Source organism: Streptomyces sp. SID11385 (assembly GCF_010548245.1).
Taxonomy (GTDB): Bacteria; Actinomycetota; Actinomycetes; order Streptomycetales; family Streptomycetaceae; genus Streptomyces.
This window is the reverse complement of the sequence record NZ_JAAGLR010000069.1, coordinates 1-18,425: the sequence shown is the minus strand read 5'-3', so window position 1 is coordinate 18,425 and position 18,425 is coordinate 1. Positions and strand designations below refer to the sequence as shown.

16 protein-coding genes and 1 pseudogene are annotated in these 18,425 nt (G+C 71.5%); 5 read left to right on the top strand and 12 right to left on the bottom strand.

What is annotated here, in order from left to right; genetic code table 11:
- The 3 genes and pseudogenes from G3I42_RS02490 to G3I42_RS02480 all read right to left on the bottom strand — a co-directional run.
- A pseudogene (locus G3I42_RS02490) lies at positions 1 to 393 on the bottom strand (amidohydrolase); the annotation flags it as partial.
- A 98-nt stretch (positions 394 to 491) separates the two neighbouring features.
- On the bottom strand, positions 492 to 863 hold the full coding sequence (locus tag G3I42_RS02485) for a hypothetical protein (protein ID WP_164282204.1): 372 nt from the start codon (positions 861 to 863) through the stop codon (positions 492 to 494).
- A gap of 99 nt (positions 864 to 962) precedes the next feature.
- A complete protein-coding gene (locus G3I42_RS02480; protein ID WP_164282203.1) occupies positions 963 to 1,910 on the bottom strand; it encodes a heme o synthase in 948 nt (315 codons plus the stop codon).
- A gap of 525 nt (positions 1,911 to 2,435) precedes the next feature.
- Between G3I42_RS02480 and tkt the strand changes: the two genes are divergently transcribed.
- Genes tkt through pgl form a run of 5 tightly spaced genes read left to right on the top strand, consistent with a single transcriptional unit; the run spans position 2,436 to position 9,124 of the window.
- Positions 2,436 to 4,538, top strand: coding sequence for a transketolase (tkt, locus tag G3I42_RS02475; protein ID WP_164282202.1), 2,103 nt, complete (start codon positions 2,436 to 2,438; stop codon positions 4,536 to 4,538).
- 35 nt (positions 4,539 to 4,573) lie between these two features.
- On the top strand, positions 4,574 to 5,692 hold the full coding sequence (gene tal, locus G3I42_RS02470; RefSeq protein ID WP_164282201.1) for a transaldolase: 1,119 nt from the start codon (positions 4,574 to 4,576) through the stop codon (positions 5,690 to 5,692).
- A gap of 5 nt (positions 5,693 to 5,697) precedes the next feature.
- Complete coding sequence (gene zwf / locus G3I42_RS02465; RefSeq protein WP_164282200.1) at positions 5,698 to 7,230, top strand: glucose-6-phosphate dehydrogenase; 1,533 nt, start codon at positions 5,698 to 5,700, stop codon at positions 7,228 to 7,230.
- Positions 7,227 to 8,345, top strand: a complete 1,119-nt coding sequence (gene opcA, locus G3I42_RS02460; RefSeq protein WP_164282199.1) for a glucose-6-phosphate dehydrogenase assembly protein OpcA — start codon at positions 7,227 to 7,229, stop codon at positions 8,343 to 8,345. Before zwf ends, opcA begins: the two co-directional genes overlap by 4 nt.
- Positions 8,342 to 9,124 (top strand): 6-phosphogluconolactonase, encoded by a 783-nt coding sequence (gene pgl / locus G3I42_RS02455; RefSeq protein ID WP_164282198.1) that lies wholly within the window; start codon positions 8,342 to 8,344, stop codon positions 9,122 to 9,124. The genes opcA and pgl overlap by 4 nt, the downstream gene beginning before the upstream one ends.
- A 68-nt stretch (positions 9,125 to 9,192) precedes the next feature.
- Here the strand turns inward: pgl and G3I42_RS02450 are convergent, their stop codons facing one another.
- The 9 genes from G3I42_RS02450 to gap form a co-directional block, all read right to left on the bottom strand.
- A complete protein-coding gene (locus tag G3I42_RS02450) occupies positions 9,193 to 9,531 on the bottom strand; it encodes a hypothetical protein (RefSeq protein WP_164282197.1) in 339 nt (112 codons plus the stop codon).
- Positions 9,532 to 9,535: 4 nt separating this feature from the next.
- Positions 9,536 to 10,048: a DUF2087 domain-containing protein gene (locus tag G3I42_RS02445; RefSeq protein WP_343244427.1), complete on the bottom strand. Its 513-nt coding sequence runs from the start codon at positions 10,046 to 10,048 to the stop codon at positions 9,536 to 9,538.
- A gap of 84 nt (positions 10,049 to 10,132) precedes the next feature.
- Positions 10,133 to 11,785 carry a glucose-6-phosphate isomerase gene (gene pgi, locus G3I42_RS02440; protein WP_164282196.1) on the bottom strand — a complete coding sequence of 551 codons (1,653 nt, stop codon included), beginning with the start codon at positions 11,783 to 11,785 and terminating at the stop codon, positions 10,133 to 10,135.
- A 60-nt stretch (positions 11,786 to 11,845) separates the two neighbouring features.
- A complete protein-coding gene (locus tag G3I42_RS02435) occupies positions 11,846 to 13,183 on the bottom strand; it encodes an MFS transporter (RefSeq protein WP_343244426.1) in 1,338 nt (445 codons plus the stop codon).
- Positions 13,184 to 13,509: 326 nt separating this feature from the next.
- Positions 13,510 to 13,845: an RNA polymerase-binding protein RbpA gene (locus G3I42_RS37320; RefSeq protein WP_164282195.1), complete on the bottom strand. Its 336-nt coding sequence runs from the start codon at positions 13,843 to 13,845 to the stop codon at positions 13,510 to 13,512.
- Positions 13,846 to 14,076: 231 nt separating this feature from the next.
- On the bottom strand, positions 14,077 to 14,313 hold the full coding sequence (secG, locus tag G3I42_RS02425; RefSeq protein ID WP_343244425.1) for a preprotein translocase subunit SecG: 237 nt from the start codon (positions 14,311 to 14,313) through the stop codon (positions 14,077 to 14,079).
- Positions 14,314 to 14,501: 188 nt separating this feature from the next.
- Positions 14,502 to 15,278 carry a triose-phosphate isomerase gene (tpiA, locus tag G3I42_RS02420; protein WP_009064177.1) on the bottom strand — a complete coding sequence of 259 codons (777 nt, stop codon included), beginning with the start codon at positions 15,276 to 15,278 and terminating at the stop codon, positions 14,502 to 14,504.
- 6 nt (positions 15,279 to 15,284) lie between these two features.
- On the bottom strand, positions 15,285 to 16,496 hold the full coding sequence (locus G3I42_RS02415) for a phosphoglycerate kinase (RefSeq protein ID WP_164282194.1): 1,212 nt from the start codon (positions 16,494 to 16,496) through the stop codon (positions 15,285 to 15,287).
- Between the two features lie 256 nt (positions 16,497 to 16,752).
- Positions 16,753 to 17,760, bottom strand: coding sequence for a type I glyceraldehyde-3-phosphate dehydrogenase (gene gap / locus G3I42_RS02410; RefSeq protein ID WP_164282193.1), 1,008 nt, complete (start codon positions 17,758 to 17,760; stop codon positions 16,753 to 16,755).
- Between the last annotated feature and the right edge of the window lie 665 nt (positions 17,761 to 18,425).

Genomic DNA, 18,425 nt, shown 5'->3' with positions numbered 1-18,425 from the left:
CTGTTCGGCGAGCTGTTCGAGCCGCACGATCTCACGGGCGCGCGCGTCGGCGGTCGCCGCGAGTTCGCCCGGCGGGGTGAGGCCGAGGGGCGGCCCGGTGTCGACGAGGTACGTGCCCGTGCCGCTGCCGCGCAGCAGGCGCCGCTCCGTCTCCAGGGCCCCCAGCTCCCTGCGGCGGGCGAGGTAGTGCGCGGGCGGGCTGTGCGGGGCGAGGCCGAGCAGCGGCGGGCACCAGCGGCGCAGCGCGAACCCCGTCTGCGTGTCGAAGAAGGTCGTCCCCGCGGCGGGCGCCCCGCCCCCGGGCCCGAGCAGCGCCTCGAACGTCCCGAGCCCCAGTTCCTCCCGGCGGACCCCTTGGCAGTACTGATCCACCAACGGCGGCGTTTCGATCACGGGGACCCCCGGGCGCGTCCTGCCCCCCGGCTTGTCCGGACGGCCGTCTCGGGGTCTAACGGTTCAGCACCCGCGCGGTGTCGCCGGGCCCGCGGAATTCAGCCGCCGACCTGAATCCCCGCCATCCGCTTCCACTCGTACGCCCCCGTCCGCACCTTCGCCGCGAACTCCCCGTCGAACTCGTCGTGCATCGTGATCCCGGCCCGCTCGACCGCGCCCCGGGCGACCGCCGCGTCATGGGCGAAGAGGTCCCCCCAGCGCCCGTCCTCCCCCACCAGCACGATCCGCGTCCCGCGCTGCCCCACGTAGGCGAGCTGTCCCTCGGCACCGCCGTGCCGCCGGGCGAAGGAACCGATCTGTTTGGCGAGCCGGGCCGCCCTGCGTTCCTGCCGCGCGGCCTGCCGCTTGTCGGCGCCGGTGGTCACGGTGTCGCCCGCCGCGGAGTCGCTCTGCTCAGTGTTCTCAGCCATGCCCCGCATGCTACCCACGGGTAGGCCCCGGTACGACAAGAGGCCCCGCCGTCCCGGGAGGGACGACGGGGCCACCTGGCGGCTCGTACCCCGGAGGGCTCAGCGCAGGAACGGGTCGATCGCGACGGCGACGAAGAGGATCGACACGTACGTGATCGACCAGTGGAAGAGCCGCATCTCCTTGAGCTTCGCGCCCGTGATCTCGCCCTTGGCACGGTTCAGGAGGCCGTGCGCCTCCCACAGCCAGTAGCCGCCGGACAGGAGCGCGACGGTCGTGTAGAACCAGCCGGTGTAGCCGAGCACGGTGAGCATGAGCGAGACGAGGACCATCACCCAGCTGTAGAGCACGATCTGCTTGGCGACGACCTTGTTCCCCGCGAGGACGGGCAGCATCGGCACGTTGGCGCGGGCGTAGTCGTCCTTGACCCGCATCGACAGCGGCCAGTAATGCGGCGGCGTCCAGAAGAAGATGACGAGGAAGAGGATGACGGCGGCCCAGGAGACCGAGTTCGTGACGGCGGACCAGCCGATGAGGACCGGCATGCAGCCCGCGACCCCGCCCCACACGATGTTCTGCGCGGTGCGGCGCTTGAGGATCATCGTGTAGCCGACGACGTACAGCAGGACCGCGCCGAGCGAGAGCGCCGCCGAGAGCCAGTTGACGAGGAGGCCGAACCACAGGGTGGAGACCACCGCGAGGCCGATGCCGAAGGCGAGCCCCTCCCGCGGCGAGATCAGCCCGGTGACCAGGGGCCGCTGCGACGTACGGTCCATCAGGGCGTCGATGTCGCGGTCGTACCACATGTTGAGCGCGTTGGCGCCGCCCGCGGAGAGGTAGCCGCCGAAGCACGTCACGAAGACGAGCCACAGGTCGGGCACTCCCTGTTCCGCGAGGAACATGACCGGCACGGTCGTGATGAGCAGCAGCTCGATGATCCGTGGTTTGGTCAGCGCCACGAAGCCCTTGAGCCGGGCCCCGTTCGGCCGCCGGCCCGTGCTCGTCCCGAGCGCTCCCGCTGGACGGGATTCAACGGCCGTCACGCACACCCCTGACAGAGACTTTTCTCAAGCGAGCCCACAAGAGTGTCCGGATTGGCACCGGAAAGGGGGGCTCACGCGTACCACGCCACTCTAGACGGCCCCCCTCTTCGGCCCTTCGCGGGGGTCGCTCGTGTTGGGCGTCCCGCGCGCGTGTGCGAGCGGCGCCGTACGGCCGCGGGCGCGGTGCCGGAGCAAGGCGGGACGGAGGCGGGCGGGGTGCCGGTACGGGCACGGAGCGGCCCCTTCGGTGACGCTCGGTCGCCCCGCGCGGGGCCCGGCGCGGATGAGCGCGCGGGCGCACGTGCGGGCGCTGGAATGAGCGTGTCCCGGCACAGATGTCGCGGTGTGTCGGGGAGGCTTTCCGGGCAGGCGGGACAAGGGTTGTGGGGCTTCGGGAGGCGGAACGGGCCCGTCTTCGGCACCCTGGGAATCAGGCGCGGAGACGCGCGCGTTTCCAGGGGTAGGCTCGACGCCGTCCGGTGTACGCAAAGTCACCGGCATTCGACATGTGGAGAGGAGCCCTGACTCAGGGTGAGCACCAAGCCGACCACCACAGATTTCGAGTGGACCGAACTGGATCAGCGGGCTGTAGACACCGCGCGTGTACTGGCCGCCGACGCCGTGCAGAAGGTCGGCAACGGCCATCCCGGTACGGCGATGAGCCTGGCCCCGGCCGCGTACACGCTCTTCCAGAAGGTGATGCGACACGACCCCGCGGACCCGGACTGGACCGGGCGCGACCGTTTCGTGCTCTCCGCCGGACACTCCTCGCTGACCCTCTACACGCAGCTCTACCTGGCCGGTTTCGGCCTGGAGCTGGCGGACCTGGAGGCCTTCCGCACCTGGGGTTCGAAGACTCCCGGGCACCCGGAGTACGGGCACACCAAGGGCGTCGAGACGACGACCGGGCCGCTCGGCCAGGGCGTCGCCAACGCCGTGGGCATGGCGATGGCCGCGCGCTACGAGCGCGGGCTCTTCGACCCCGACGCGCCGCGCGGCACCTCGCCCTTCGACCACTACATCTACGCGATCGCCGGGGACGGCTGCCTCCAGGAGGGCATCTCCGCCGAGGCGTCCTCGCTCGCCGGGCACCAGAAGCTCGGCAACCTGATCCTGCTGTGGGACGACAACCACATCTCGATCGAGGGCGACACCGAGACGGCGGTCTCCGAGGAGACCACCAAGCGCTACGAGGCGTACGGCTGGCACGTGCAGCGCGTCGAGCCGAAGGCCGACGGCGACCTGGACCCGGCCGCGCTGTACGCCGCGATCGAGGCCGCGAAGGCCGAGACGGGGCGCCCCTCCTTCATCGCGATGCGCTCGATCATCGCCTGGCCGGCCCCGAACGCGCAGAACACCGAGGCGGCGCACGGCTCGGCGCTCGGCGAGGACGAGGTCGCCGCGACCAAGCGCGTGCTCGGCTTCGACCCCGAGAAGCACTTCGCGGTCGAGGACGAGGTCCTCGCGCACACCCGCAAGGCGCTGGAGCGCGGCAAGGCGCGCCGCGCCGAGTGGGAGAAGGGCTTCGCGAACTGGCGTACGTCCCAGCCCGAGCACGCCGCCCTCTTCGACCGGGTCGCCTCCGCCGCGCTCCCCGAGGGCTGGGAGAAGCACCTCCCCGTCTTCGAGACCGGCACCTCGCTCGCCACCCGCGCCGCGTCCGGCAAGGTCCTCCAGGCGCTCGGCCCGGTGATCCCCGAGCTGTGGGGCGGCTCCGCCGACCTCGCGGGCTCGAACAACACGACGATCGACAAGACGTCCTCGTTCCTGCCCGAGGGCAACCCGCTCCCGGAGGCCGACCCGTACGGCCGAACCGTCCACTTCGGTATCCGCGAGCACGCGATGGCCGCCGAGCTGAACGGCATCACGCTGCACGGCAACACGCGCGCCTTCGGCGGGACGTTCCTGACGTTCTCCGACTACATGCGCAACGCGATCCGGCTCTCCGCGCTCATGACGCTGCCGGTCACGTACGTCTTCACGCACGACTCGATCGGTCTCGGCGAGGACGGCCCGACCCACCAGCCCGTGGAGCACGTGGCCGCGCTGCGCGCCATCCCCGGCCTGAACGTGGTCCGTCCGGCCGACCCGAACGAGACCGTGATCGCCTGGCGCGAGGTGCTGCGCCGCTACACGAAGGTGTACGGCGAGGGCCACCCGCACGCGCTGGTCCTCACCCGGCAGGGCGTGCCCACGTACGCGCCGAACGAGGACGCGGCGAAGGGCGGCTACGTCCTGCTCGACGCGGAGGACGCCGAGGGGAAGACCGTCACGCCCGACGTCGTTCTCATCGGTACGGGCTCCGAGGTCCAGCTCGCCGTCGAGGCGCGTGAGCTGCTCCGTGCGCAGGGTGTCGCCGCGCGTGTCGTGTCGATGCCCTCGGTCGAGTGGTTCGAGGAGCAGGACGCGGGGTACCGGGAGTCCGTGCTTCCGGCCGCCGTCAGGGCGCGGGTCGCGGTCGAGGCCGGTATCGGCCTGACCTGGCACCGCTTCGTCGGCGACGCGGGACGCATCGTCTCGCTGGAGCACTTCGGTGCCTCGGCGGACGCGAAGGTGCTCTTCCGCGAGTACGGCTTCACGGGCGAGGCGGTCGCCGCCGCCGCGCGGGAATCTCTCGACGCCGCACGGCGCTGACGCGAACAGACACTCTACGAGGAGATGCAATTTCCATGACAGACGCACTCAAGCGCCTCTCCGACGAAGGCGTCGCGATCTGGCTGGACGACCTGTCGCGCAAGCGCATCACGTCCGGCAACCTGAGCGAGCTGATCGACGACCAGCACGTCGTGGGTGTCACGACCAACCCGTCGATCTTCCAGAAGGCGATCTCGCAGGGCGACGGGTACGACACCCAGCTCACCGACCTCGCCTCGCGCCGCGTCACGGTGGAGGAGGCGATCCGCATGATCACCACCGCCGACGTCCGTGACGCCGCCGACGTGCTGCGCCCCGTCTTCGACAGGAGCGGCGGCACCGACGGCCGGGTCTCGATCGAGGTGGACCCGCGGCTCGCGCACAACACGCGGGCCACGACCGCCGAGGCCAAGCAGCTCGCGTGGTTGGTCGACCGCCCCAACACGTTCATCAAGATCCCGGCGACGAAGGCCGGTCTGCCGGCGATCACCGAGACCATCGGCCGGGGCATCAGCGTGAACGTGACGCTGATCTTCTCCCTGGAGCGCTACCGCCTCGTGATGGACGCCTACCTCGCGGGCCTGGAGAAGGCGAAGGCCGCGGGCCTCGACCTCTCCGAGATCCACTCGGTGGCCTCCTTCTTCGTCTCGCGCGTCGACACCGAGATCGACAAGCGCCTCGACGCGATCGGCACCGACGAGGCCAAGGCCGCCAAGGGCAAGGCCGCCGTCGCCAACGCGCGCCTGGCCTACCAGGCGTACGAGGAGGTCTTCTCCTCCGAGCGCTGGGCCGCCCTCGACAAGGCGCACGCGAACAAGCAGCGCCCGCTGTGGGCCTCGACGGGCGTCAAGGACCCGGCGCTGCCCGACACGCTGTACGTCGACGCGCTCGTCGCGCCGAACACGGTGAACACCATGCCGGAGGCCACCCTGGAGGCCGTGGGCGACCACGGCGAGATCACCGGGAACACGATCGCCGGCACCTACGAGGACGCGCAGGCCGTCATCGACGGGCTCGCGACGTTCGGCATCTCGTACGACGAGGTGGTGGACCTCCTGGAGAAGGAGGGCGTCGACAAGTTCGAGGCCTCCTGGAACGACCTGCTCAAGTCGACCGAGGCGGAGCTCAAGCGCCTCGCCCCCTCGGAGGGCTGATCACCTTGACCGCACAGCACGGAGCCAACCCGCTCCGTGACGCCGCGGACCGACGGCTCCCGCGTATCGCGGGGCCGTCGGGCCTGGTCATCTTCGGCGTCACCGGGGACCTCTCGCGCAAGAAGCTGATGCCGGCCGTCTACGACCTGGCCAACCGCGGCCTGCTGCCGCCGGGCTTCTCCCTCATCGGCTTCGCGCGCCGCGACTGGGAGGACGAGGACTTCGCCCAGGTCGTGCACGACGCGGTGAAGGAGCACGCCCGCACGCCGTTCCGCGAGGAGGTCTGGCAGCAGCTCTTCCAGGGCATGCGGTTCGTCCAGGGCGCCTTCGACGACGACCAGGCCTTCGAGACCCTCAAGGCCACGATCGACGAACTCGACAAGGCCCAGGGCACGGGCGGCAACTTCGCCTTCTACCTCTCGGTGCCGCCGAAGTTCTTCCCCGACGTCGTCCAGCAGCTCAAGAAGCACGGCCTCGCCGACGCCCCCGAGGGCGCCTGGCGGCGCGCGGTCATCGAGAAGCCCTTCGGGCACGACCTCGCCTCGGCCAAGGAGCTGAACGCGATCGTCCACGAGGTCTTCGACCCCGACCAGGTCTTCCGCATCGACCACTACCTCGGCAAGGAGACCGTCCAGAACATCCTGGCGCTCCGCTTCGCCAACCAGATGTTCGAGCCGATCTGGAACCGCTCGTACGTCGACCACGTGCAGATCACGATGGCCGAGGACATCGGCATCGGCGGCCGCGCCGGCTACTACGACGGCATCGGCGCGGCGCGCGACGTCATCCAGAACCACCTGCTCCAGCTCATGGCGCTCACCGCCATGGAGGAGCCCGCCTCCTTCGACGCCGACGCGCTCGTCGCGGAGAAGACGAAGGTGCTGCGCGCCGTGCGCCTCCCGGCCGACCTCGGCCGCGACACCGTGCGCGGGCAGTACGCGGCGGGCTGGCAGGGCGGCGAGCGGGCCGTGGGCTACCTCGAAGAGGACGGCATCGACCCCAAGTCGAAGACCGACACCTACGCCGCGATCAAGCTCGGCGTCGACAACCGCCGCTGGGCCGGGGTGCCGTTCTACCTGCGCACCGGCAAGCGGCTCGGCCGCCGCGTCACCGAGATCGCGGTCGTCTTCCAGCGCGCCCCGCACTCCCCCTTCGACCAGACGGCCACGGAGGAGCTGGGCCAGAACGCCCTGGTCATCCGCGTGCAGCCGGACGAGGGCGTGACGGTGCGCTTCGGCTCGAAGGTCCCGGGCACCTCGATGGAGGTACGGGACGTGTCGATGGACTTCGCGTACGGCGAGTCCTTCACCGAGTCGAGCCCCGAGGCGTACGAGCGGCTCATCCTCGACGTCCTCCTCGGCGACGCGAACCTCTTCCCGCGCACGGAGGAGGTCGAGCTGTCCTGGAAGATCCTCGACCCCATCGAGGAGCACTGGAACCGCCACGGCAAGCCCGCCCAGTACCCCTCGGGTACGTGGGGCCCCACCGAGGCGGACGACATGCTCCGACGTGACGGACGGAGCTGGAGGCGGCCATGAAGATCGATCTCACGGACACCACGTCCAGCAAGATCAACAAGGCGCTCGTCGAGGGCCGCCGCTCGCTCGGCGCGCCCACCGTCGGCATGGTGCTCACCCTCGTCATCGTCACCGACGAGGAGAACGCCTACGACGCGCTGCGCGCCGCGCACGACGCCTCGCGCGAGCACCCCTCGCGCATCCTCGTCGTCATCAAGCGCGTCTCGCGCGGCCCCCGCGACCGCGCCACGACCCGCCTCGACGCGGAGGTCCAGCTCGGTGGCGACACCGGCAACGGCACCGGCGAGACGGTCATGCTGCGGCTGTACGGCGAGGTGGGCGACCACGCCCAGTCCGTCGTGCTCCCGCTGCTGCTCCCGGACGCGCCCGTCGTCGTCTGGTGGCCGGTCAACGCGCCGGAGAACCCGGCGAAGGACCCGCTGGGCGCCCTCGCGCAGCGCAGGGTCACCGACTCGTACGCGGCCGAGCAGCCCATCCACGAGCTGAAGGCCCGTGCCGAGACGTACACGCCGGGCGACACCGACCTGTCGTGGACGCGCATCACGCCGTGGCGCTCGATGCTCGCGGCGGCGCTCGACCAGGTGGCCTGCGAGGTCACCGCGGTCGAGGTCCAGGGCGAGGAGTACAACCCGAGCGTCGAACTCCTCGCGATGTGGCTCGGCCACCGCCTCGCCGTCCCCGTCAAGCGCACCGCATCGGAGGGCCCCGGGCTCACCTCGGTGCGCATGGAGACGGACTGCGGCCCGGTCGTGCTCGACCGCAACGACGGCTCGCTCGCGACGCTGTCCGTCGAGGGCCAGCCCGACCGGGCGGTGGCGCTCAAGCGCCGCGAGACGGCCGAGCTGATCGCCGAGGAGCTGCGCAGGCTCGACCCGGACGACACGTACGCCGCCGCGCTGAAGTTCGGCGTGGACCGGCTCGACGAGCCGGCCGGGGCGCAGACCGCGCCGACGCCCGAGGAGGCGGCGGCGGAGGCGGCCGAGACGGCAGAGACGGGCACGGGGGCGCCGCAGGGCGGCACGGGGCCCGGCACGGGGGCGGCGAAGAAGACGGCGGCGCGCAAGTCCGCCAAGTCCACCGCTTCCGCTTCCGCGAAGAAGGCGACCACGTCATGAGCACCACGCCCGAACTCGTCGTGCACCAGGACAAGACCGAGATGGCGAGGGCGGCGGCCGCACGGCTGGTCACCCTGATCGTCGAGGCCCAGTCCGAGCGCGGCAGCGCCTCGATCGCCCTCACGGGAGGCCGCAACGGCAACGCGCTGCTCGCGGCCCTCGCCGAGGAGCCCGGGCGTGACGCGATCGACTGGGGACGCCTGGAGATCTGGTGGAGCGACGAGCGCTACCTGCCCGACGGCGACCCCGAGCGCAACGCGACGCAGGCGCGTGAGGCCCTGCTCGCGCGGGTGCCGCTCGACGCGGGCCAGGTCCACGAGATGCCGGCCTCGGACGGCCCGTACGAGCCGGACGCGGCGGCCCAGGTCTACGCGGCCGAACTCGCCGACGCGGCCTCGCGGGCCGGGTCGCACGGGGCCGTGCCCGCCTTCGACGTGCTCCTGCTCGGGGTGGGCCCGGACACGCACGTGGCCTCGCTCTTCCCCGAGCTGCCGGGCGTGCGCGAGCAGGACCGCCCGGTCATCGCCGTCCACCACGCGCCGAAGCCCCCGCCGACCCGCCTCTCGCTGACCCTCCCCGCGATCCGCGCGGCTCGTGAGGTCTGGCTCCTGGCGGCGGGCGAGGACAAGGCCGAAGCCGTGCAGATCGCCCTCTCGGGCACGGGCGAGATCCAGGCCCCGGCAGCAGGCGCCTACGGCACCCGCCGCACCCTGTGGCTCCTCGACAGCGCCGCGGCCTCCAAACTGCCGCCGGAGCTGTACCCGAGGGACGTGGCCTGAGCCACCCGCATCCCCGAAGGCCCGCCCCGGATTCCGGGTGCGGGCCTTCGCGGTTCGCCCGGGCGCGCTCAGTCCCCCATGCACCACACCCAGCTCCCCGGCGTCCGCGCGCACCGCGCGAGCAGCTCCGCGAGGTCGCTCAGCGCGGCACGTCCGCGCACCTCCGCGCAGTGCGCGAGCAGTGCGAGCGCCTCGCCGTGCGCGATCCCGGCCGTCTGCTCGTTGAAGAGCGTGTCGCCGTACGGGTCGATCCGGGCGAGCCACGAGGAGCCGTGGGGCGCGTACGCGGGGAGCGCGGCGGCCAGGGCCTCGCCATGCCCGTACGAGCCGTGCAGGAGCGTCGCACGGGACCGTTGTCCGTTGCCGGCCGCGGGGCGCTCCGTGTGCAGTTCCAGCTCGATGCCCACCGGCTCAGGCCACCGCCGCCAGCCGCGCCGCCCGCTCCCCCGCCTCGCCGAGCCGGTACCCGCTCCCGTCCCGCTCGCGCGTCAGCACCCCGTACTCGACGCAGTAGCGGCGCAGCGCGGACGGGTCGGCGCCGTAGCGCGCCAGGGTCTCGCTCACCTCGTCCTCGCCGTAGGCGCGGCCCGGCTCGAACTCGGCCTCGGCGAGGCGCGTCAGCAGCTCGGCGCGGACCCGCTGTTTCGCCGGTACGGAGCTGAGGCGGCCCTCGCGGAAGTGCCCGGCCAGGTGCGGGGGCACCCAGGCGGGCAGCCGCGCGGGCGTGTCGCCGCCGGGGGTGCGGAAGGCCGAGGGGCGCGCGCGCAGCGTGCCGTCCCCGTCACGGCGGACGAGGCCCGCGTGCAGGAGCGGCACGAGCTGGGCGCGCGGCGCGTTCTCGACGCGCTCACCGAGGACGAGGCGGGCGAAGAGCCGCAGCCGCGCCGGATCGGCGAGCGCTTCGAGAACGGGATGGGTCTCCACGGGAATCACCTCTCGTACGGGGGGGACGGGGCCCAGTCTCACCGGCCCCGCCCCTCCCCCGCACGCGGTTTTCGCTCGGGGCGCTCAGCGCCCGCGCAGCTCCCGGTACTTCGCGACGAGCGCCTTCGTCGACGCGTCGAGCCCCGGGACGTCCGCGCCCTCGGTGAGCGCGGGCTCGACCCGCTTGGCGAGGACCTTGCCCAGCTCGACGCCCCACTGGTCGAAGGAGTCGATGTCCCACACCGCGCCCTGCACGAACACCTTGTGCTCGTAGAGCGCGATGAGCTGCCCGAGCACGGACGGGCTCAGCTCCGGGGCGAGCACCGTCGTGGTCGGGTGGTTGCCGCGGAAGGTCTTGTGCGCGACGAGGTCGTCCGCGACGCCCTCGGCCCGTACCTCCTCGGCGGTCTTGCCGAAGGCGAGCGCCTGCGTCTGCGCGAAGAAGTTCGCCATGAGCAGGTCGTGCTGGTCCGCGAGCTGCGGCTCCAGTTCGTCCACGGGCCGCGCGAAGCCGATGAAGTCGGCCGGGATCAGCTTCGTGCCCTGGTGGATGAGCTGGTAGTAGGCGTGCTGACCGTTGGTGCCCGGGGTGCCCCAGACCACCGGGCCCGTCTGCCACTCCACCGGGCGGCCCTCGCGGTCCACGGACTTGCCGTTGGACTCCATGTCGAGCTGCTGGAGGTAGGCGGTGAACTTGGAGAGGTAGTGCGAGTACGGGAGCACGGCGTGCGACTGCGCGTCGTGGAAGTTCCCGTACCAGATGCCGAGCAGGCCGAGGAGGAAGGGCGCGTTCTCCTCGATCGGGGCGGTGCGGAAGTGCTCGTCGATCTGGTGGAAGCCGTCGAGCATCTCGCGGAAGCGGTCCGGGCCGATCGCGATCATGAGCGAGAGCCCGATCGCGGAGTCGTACGAGTACCGCCCGCCGACCCAGTCCCAGAACTCGAACATGTTGGCCGTGTCGATGCCGAAGTCCGAGACCTTCTCGCCGTTCGTCGAGAGCGCGACGAAGTGCTTCGCGACCGCCTCCTGACCGGCGCCGAGCGCGTCGAGGAGCCAGGAGCGCGCGGAGGTCGCGTTGGTGATCGTCTCGATCGTCGTGAACGTCTTCGAGGCGATGATGAAGAGCGTCTCGGCGGCGTCGAGGTCGTGCACGGCCTCGTGCAGGTCGGCGCCGTCGACGTTGGAGACGAAACGGACCGTCAGCGAGCGGTCGGTGTAGGGGCGCAGCACCTCGTGGGCCATCGCGGGCCCGAGGTCGGAGCCGCCGATACCGATGTTGACGACGTTCTTGATGCGCTTGCCGGTGTGGCCGGTCCAGGCCCCGGAGCGGACCTGCTCCGCGAAGGCGGCCATCTTGTCGAGCACGGCGTGCACGGCCGGTACGACGTTCTCGCCGTCGACCTCGATCACGGCGTCGCGCGGCGCGCGCAGCGCGGTGTGGAGTACCGCGCGGTCCTCGGTCGTGTTGATCTTCTCGCCCCGGAACATGGCGTCCCGCAGCTTCTCGACGCCCGTCGCCCGCGCGAGCTGCCGCAGCAGGTCGAGGGTCTCGTCCGTCACGAGGTGCTTGGAGTAGTCCAGATACAGGTCACCGGCCGTCAGGCGGTACCGCGAGGCCCGCTCGGGATCGGCGTCGAACAGCTCCCGCAACCGCACCTCGCCGAGGGCGTCCCGGTGCTTGCCGAGAGCGTTCCACTCGGGCGTCTGGTTGAGCCGGGTCCGGCTTTCCGCGTTCATCAGGGACTTCTGCCTTCTTTCGTCCATACGTACCGCCCCGCCGGCCCCCAACCTAAACGATCAGGCGTCGTCAGGACCGCCTTGGCCACTGCGCGATACGGGTACCCCGGCACCGCCGGTGTCCTCCTTCGTCAGCAACCGCGAGGTGCCCGCTGATTCCCCGCCCTGTCCACCGGCCATCGACCGTACGGCGGGGAGCAGGGCGAGGACGGAGAGCACGAAGAAGCCGGCGGCGAGGAAGGGCGGCGCCCCGGGCCCCCACCCGCGCACGACGGCCCCGCCGAGGAGCGCGCCGAGCGGCGCCCCGGCGACCGCGCACGTACGGAAGGCGGCGGAGACGCGGCCGAGCAGTTCCCGGCGCACGGCGCGCTGCATGAGGGTGCGCGAGCTGACGTTCCACACCATGCCGAGGCCGCCGAAGACGGCGAAGGCGCCCCCGGCCACGAGCCCGCCGGGGACGAGCCCGAGGACGAGGAGGCACAGGATCTGCCCGGACCCCGCGAGGAGCACCGCACGGGCCTGGCCGAGGCGCCGCGCGAGCCGCGTGGCGCACAGCCCGCCGCCGATCCCGCCGACCCCGTACGCCGTCAGGAGGAGGGCGTACCCGCTGTCGCCGAGGTGGAGGTGGCGGCCGCTCACCAGGACGAGCGTCGCGACGAGCGAGGCCACGCCGATGTTGCAGAGCGTCGTGGCGGCGCAGAGCCCGCGCAGGACCCGGTCCCCGCCGAGCATGCGCAACCCCTCGCCGATCTCGGCGCGCAGCGTCGACCCGGCCGGCCTCGGTGGCCGCCCGGGCAGGACGCGGCGCAACGGGGCGACGAGCGCGGCGGCGAGGAGGTAGCTCGCCGCGTCGGTGGCGAAGGGCAGCGCGGCACCCCCGGCGAGGAGCAGGGGCGCGGCAGGGAGCCCGACGACGGTCTTGACGAGCTGCTGCCCGGTCATCAACCGGCTGTTGGCGCGGCCCAGTTGATCCGGGAGAACGAGCGCGGGCAGGAGGGCGGTGGCGGCGTTGTCGAAGAGGGTCTCCATGCTCGTGAGCGCGAAGGCGAGGACGAGGAGCAGCCCGATCGAGGCGTGCCCCGTCGCGACGCCGGCCGCGAAGGCGGCGACGAGCACGCCCCGTACGAGATCCACGGCGACCATCGCGCGCCGCTGGTCGACCCGGTCGGCGAGCGCCCCGCCGAGCAGCCCGAAGAGCAGCCAGGGCAGGTAACCGCAGGCGGAGACGGCCGCGATGAGCAGCGGGTCACGCGTGAGTGTCGTGGCGAGCAGGGGCAGCGCGGCGACCCGTACGGCGTCCCCGAACGACGACACGACCGCCGCGCCCCACAACCGCCCGAACCCGCCCCGCCACGCCGGGGCGCTCTCGCGCGCCCCGTCCACCACGGTCTCCGCCACACCGGTCCCCGTCCGCTCGCGGGCCGCGCGCCACGGCGCGCACGACCCTCCGTCTGCCGCAGACCGTAACCGGCACCACTGACAATCACCCTGACCTGCGGAAACGGAAGGGAGCGGCCCCGGGGACACGCCTGCGGAAACGGCCGGGAACGGCCCCGGGGACACGCCTGCGGAAACGACCGAGAACAGGCCCGGGGACAGGCCTGCGGAAACAACCGGAGACGGGCCCCGGCACGCACGAACGGCCGGGCACCCTCGGGTGCCCGGCCGTCGTCGTCCGTACCGCCGCGGACCGCGTTGCCCGGTCCGGCCGTCGGTGTTCCGCCTCAGATCTCCCCGCGCAGCTTCGCCAGCGCCTCCGCGAGGATCGCCTCGCCGTCCGCGTCGCTGCGCCGCTCGCGGACGTAGGCGAGATGGGTCTTGTAGGGCTCGTTGCGCGGCGGGTCGGGGGGATTCTCCTGGTCCTGCCCCGCCGGGAAACCGCAGCGGGGGCAGTCCCACGTGTCGGGGACCTGCGCGTCGCTCGCGAAACTCGGCTGCGTCTCGTGCCCGTTGGCGCACCAGAAGGAGATGCGCAGGCGCGGGGCCGCATCGCCGCGCTCGGCCTCGCCCATCGGGCCCGCCCCGACCCGGCTGCCCCGGATCGCGTTGCCACTTGCCACGGTCGTAACTCCCTGCGTGATGGTGCCGCGGGGCACAGCGCCCGTCACCGGGCCACGCACTCCGCCGCGGGCGCCTCGTGCACGTACGGGGTTTGTGTACGTACAAGGCCCAACGCGCACCCCCAGAAGGGAGTTACACCCACCCGGGGCGCGAGTCACCATGATAGGCCGCGTCCTTCGACGGCGTACCGGACACGTAGGGCTCGCTCCCCGGTGGGTGTGTTTCGTCCCTCAGTTGTCGAACTTCATCAGCAGTCCGAGCACGACGATGCAGGCGAACCAGCACACCCCGAGCACGATGGTGATCCGGTCGAGGTTGCGCTCGGCGACCGAGGAACCGCCGACCGAGGACTGCATGCCGCCGCCGAACATGTCGGAGAGGCCACCGCCCTTGCCCTTGTGCATCAGCACGAGCAGCATCAGCAGCAGGCTGAAGACGATCAGGGCGATCGAGAACCCCATAACCACGGCTTGACCCTACTTTCAGCGAACTTCTCGGGAGAGGTCCCCGCCGGAGCGGAGCCGTCTCTTGGCGGAGGACGGGGGCCGGTGCGCCGCGTGGACGCGTCCGGCCCCCGTCAGGGTACTGGCGATCCGCCCCGGCGCCTACTCACCGCAGCTCACGGCCACGAGCGGGCGGGTGCCGGGGCGGGCCCTCACTGCTCGCCGAAGCGGACGATCTTGACGAACTCGTCGGTGTCGAGCGAGGCACCGCCGATGAGCGCGCCGTCGATGTCGGGGCGGGCCATGATCTCGGCGACGTTGGCCGCCTTGACCGAGCCGCCGTACTGGATGCGCACGGCGTCGGCGAGCTCCTGGTCGTACAGCTCGGCGAGCTTGCCGCGGATCGCCCCGCAGACCTCCTGCGCGTCGTCCGGGCCGCAGACCTTGCCGGTGCCGATGGCCCACACGGGCTCGTAGGCGACGACGATCGTGGCGGCCTGCTCGGCGGGCAGGTCCTTGAGGGCGGCCTCGACCTGGCCGAGGGTGTGCGCGACGTGCTCGCCGGCCTCGCGGACCGACTCCTCCTCGCCCACGCAGAGGATGGGGGTCAGGCCGTGCTTGTAGGCGGCCTTGATCTTGGCGTTGACCAGCTCGTCGGTCTCGCGGTGGTACTGGCGCCGCTCGGAGTGGCCGATGGCGACGTACGTGCACTTGAGCTTGGCGAGCATGGCACCGGAGATCTCCCCGGTGTACGCACCCGAGTCGTGCGCGGAGACGTCCTGGGCGCCGTACTTGATCTTCAGCTTGTCGCCGTCGACCAGGGTCTGCACGGAGCGCAGGTCGGTGAAGGGTGCGAGGACCGCGACCTCGACGGTCTCGTAGTCCTTGTCGGAGAGGGCGAAGGCGAGCTTCTGGACGTGCGCGATGGCCTCAAGGTGGTTGAGGTTCATCTTCCAGTTGCCCGCCATCAGCGGAGTGCGGGTGGTCACGGGTGTTCAGTCCTCCAGTGCGGCGAGGCCGGGCAGGCTTGCGCCCTCAAGATATTCGAGGCTCGCGCCGCCGCCGGTCGAGATGTGGCTGAAAGCGCTTTCGTCGAAGCCGAGGATACGGACGGCGGCGGCCGAGTCGCCGCCCCCGACCACGGTGAAGCCCTCGCTGTCGACGAGCGCCTGGGCGACGGCGCGGGTGCCGCCGGCGAAGTCGGGGTGTTCGAAGACGCCCATCGGGCCGTTCCAGAAGACGGTCTTCGCGTCGGCGAGCTTGCTCGCGTACAGCCGCGCGCTCTCGGGGCCGATGTCGAGGCCGATGCCGTCGGCCGGGATGGCGTCGGCGGCGACCGTCTCGTGCTCGGTGGGCGCCTTGGTCTTGAGGTCGGGGAAGCTGCGCGCGACGACGACGTCGCTCGGGAGCACGAACTCGACGCCCTTCTCGGCGGCGCGCTTCAGGTACTCCTGGACGACGGGGATCTGGTCCTCCTGGAGGAGCGAGGCACCGACCTCGTGGCCCTTGGCGGCGAGGAAGGTGAAGACCATGCCGCCGCCGACGAGGATGCGGTCGGCGCGCTCCAGGAGGTGGTCGATGACGCCGAGCTTGTCGGAGACCTTCGCGCCGCCGAGGACGACGGCGTAGGGGCGCTGGACGTCCTCGGTGAGCTTCTTGAGGACACCGACCTCGGTGGCGATGAGGTAACCGGCGTAGTGCGGCAGGAGCTTCGGCAGGTCGTAGACCGAGGCGTGCTTGCGGTGCACGGCGCCGAAACCGTCGCCGACGTAGATGTCGGCGAGGTGCGAGAGCCGCTCGGCGAAGTCGCCGCGCTCGGCGTCGTCCTTGCTGGTCTCGCCGGGGTTGAAGCGCAGGTTCTCGATGACGGCGAGCTGGCCGGGCTCCAGGCCGTCGACGGCCTCGTGCGCGGCGGGGCCCACGGTGTCCTGCGCGAAGGCGACGGGACGGCCGAGCAGTTCGCCGATCCGCTCGGCGGCGGGCAGCAGCGAGAAGGCGGGGTCCGGCGCGCCCTTGGGGCGGCCGAGGTGCGAGGCGACGACGACCTTGGCACCGGCTTCGACGAGCGCGGTGAGGGTCGGCAGGACGGCGCGGATACGGCCGTCGTCGGTGATGACACCGTCCGCGAGGGGCACGTTGAGGTCGGCGCGGACGAAGACCCGCTTGCCGGACACTCCCTGCGAGATGAGTGCGTCGATCGTCTTCATGGGACTTGCAGACTCCTTGGCTGACTGACGGTGGCGAGGGGCGCGCCGGCGGGGGTGGCGCTGAGGCGCCGGCCAGGGCGCGGCGGGTGGCGGGACCGGCCGCGAGAGTACGGGACGGCTCCGGCACGTACGGGACGCGGGGCCCGGTGGCGCGGCCCCCGCACGGGGACAGGGCCCGTGCCGCGCGAGTCGCGCCGCCCGGACCCTGTCCGCATCGAGGTGCCTCAGCGGCCCGCGATCAGTACTGCTCGTCGGCTCAGAGCTTCTCGCCGACGTAGACCGTGAGGTCCACGAGACGGTTCGAGTAGCCCCACTCGTTGTCGTACCAGCCGATGATCTTCACCTGGTTGCCCTCGGCCATGGTCAGCTCCGAGTCGAAGGTGCAGGAGGCCGGGGTGCCGACGATGTCCGAGGAGACGATCGGGTCGGCGGTGTAGACGAGACGGCCGGCGAGCGGGCCCTCCTGCGCGGCCTTCTCGAACGCGGCGTTGACCTCGTCCTTGGTGACCTCGCGGTCGAGGGTCACGACGAGGTCGGTGACCGAGCCGACCGGGACCGGCACGCGCATCGCGATGCCGTCGAGCTTGCCCTTGAGCTGCGGGAGGACCAGCGCGGTGGCCTTCGCGGCACCCGTCGTGGTCGGGATGATGTTCTCGGCGGCGGCACGGGCGCGGCGCAGGTCCTTGTGCGGGAAGTCAAGGATGCGCTGGTCGTTGGTGTACGCGTGGACCGTCGTCATCAGGCCCTTCTTGATGCCGAAGTTCTCGTCGAGAACCTTCGCCATCGGCGCCACACAGTTGGTGGTGCAGGAGGCGTTCGAGATGACGTTGTGCTTCGCCGGGTCGTACTTGGCCTCGTTGACGCCCATCACGATCGTGATGTCCTCGTCCTTGGCCGGGGCCGAGATGAGGACCTTCTTCGCGCCGCCCGCGATGTGCTTCTCGGCGTCGGCCTTCTTTGTGAAGATGCCGGTCGACTCGATGACGATGTCGACGCCCAGCTCGCCCCAGGGGATGTCCTGCGGGTTGCGCTCGGAGAGCACCTTGATGGTGCGCGCACCCACGGTGATGGTGTCGGCGGTGTGCGAGACCTCTTCGCCCAGGGTGCCGAGCATGGTGTCGTACTTGAGCAGGTGGGCGGTGGTCGCGGTGTCACCGAGGTCGTTGACAGCCACGACCTCGATGTCCGCACCCTGCGCGAGCAGCGCGCGGAAGTAGTTGCGCCCGATGCGGCCGAAGCCGTTGATGCCTACGCGGATCGTCACGAACCGATCTCCTCGTTGGTACGCCGGTTTTCGACGCCGGCGAGTTGTATGGGATGTCCCCGACCGCCTCTGACCCTACCTCGCATGGGCCTGCCGGGTGACATTGAGCATGGCTTGCCGAGCGGGACGCTTTCTACCGGCCGGTAACGCCCCACCGCTACCACTTTTCCCCTTTCCCCGCCACCCGGGGAACAAGCCGCCGACATCCCGCCCGAAGAAGTGGAATCCCCCATTCCCTTCCTCTTCCCACCCGTTCCGACCTGCGCCGATGCCGCGTGGACCGCGTACGGGAACGGGACGGTGACCGAATTCCGAACATCTTGCGCTCACTCGTTCCGCTTCCCGCTCGTTCGTGCGCACAAAGGAGCGCGACGGATACGGAAATGAGCGCGGAACGCCTTCTGGAATACCTCTCGCACCCGCATCACCGAATTCCCGCGGGTGCGACCGCGGGATCATCCGGACGGATTACCGGCGTGAGTCCGCTTTAGTCGGGAGCGAGCGGCGGAGTTCTTCCCGCGGGGCGCTCGGCCCGGAGATCACCGCCGAGGGGTCCCCTTCGCCGCCGTCGCGCTGAGCGACGGCCCGAGCCCGGGACTCCGCCACCGTCCGGCGGCCCGGGTCGCCGAGCCCGGCCCCCCGCCGCTCGCGGTGGGACGGCGCGG